Consider the following 1,055-nt stretch of genomic DNA (forward strand, 5'->3'; position numbering starts at 1 on the left):
CTCCAAACGAACGGAAGGTGGTCCACTTGCCGCCGATCATGCACAGTGTCGCCGGCAGATGCCCGGCCGGTTCGACGAACTCGCAAAAATGATCGCGCGGTATGCGGCTGGTAAAACTGTCCTCGCTGGCGGGCAACGGGCGCACGCCGGCGAAGCGGAACACGATCTGGTTTTCCGTGATCTTGATCGAGGGGAAGACGAAAGCGAGCGACTGCAAGATGTAGCGCTGCTCGTCCTCCTCGCAACGGACCTGGTCCGGATCGTCCACCCGGATGTCGGTCGAGCCGATCAGCACCTTGCCTAGATATGGAAACAGGATGCAGATGCGCCCGTCCTCGTTCTCATAGTAGACCATATGGCCGCCGAGCGCGTCGAACAGTTCGCCGTTGTCGACGATCAGATGCGAGCCCTTGGTACCGCCCATCATCGTCTGCGCCGTTGCCCCGATGGCCTTGTTGGTCAGGTCGATCCAGCCGCCGGTGGCGTTGATGACCAGTTGCGGCCGCACCGGCAGCTCTTCGCCGGTCAGCGTGTCGGTGATGACAAGGCCATCGCCTGTCGACGACACCTGCGCATAGTTCAAGACGCGGGCATTCGTCGCGCTCGCCATGGCGTCCAGCAGCATCTCCAGGCCGAGGCGCTCGGGCCGGCTCACCCAGGCGTCGTAGTAGGTCGCCGAATTGCGGATCGCCGGGTTGATCGCCGGCCATGTCTTCAGGGTTTCAGCGCGGCCCCTGAACCGGTGCGTTGGCATCAAACGCCGTGCAGCGGTGAAAAGGCCATACATGGCAAGCCCGGCCTTGATGACCAGCGCCCCGCGCCGGCTCGGCCGCCGCGTCAACCCCAGGAAACGCACCGCGCCGTTGGCGAGACCGGAGAAAATGTCGAAGATCGGCACCGTCGTCGGCAGCGGAGCCACATAGTGCGGGGCATTCCTCAGCAGCCGGTCGCGTTCGAGCAGCGATTCGCGCACCAGTTTGAATTCGCCGTTTTCGAGGTAGCGCAGGCCGCCATGCACCATGCGCGACAGGGCGGCGCTGGCGCCGCTGCAATAG

General features: G+C 64.1%; 1 protein-coding gene. It reads right to left on the bottom strand.

The features are described from left to right. On the bottom strand, positions 1 to 1,055 hold a 1,055-nt coding region (locus EN893_RS35355; protein WP_164901455.1), incomplete at both ends, for a glycerol-3-phosphate dehydrogenase/oxidase.

The sequence above is a fragment of the Mesorhizobium sp. M7A.F.Ca.CA.004.04.2.1 genome (genome assembly GCF_004022825.1).
GTDB lineage: Bacteria > Pseudomonadota > Alphaproteobacteria > Rhizobiales > Rhizobiaceae > Mesorhizobium.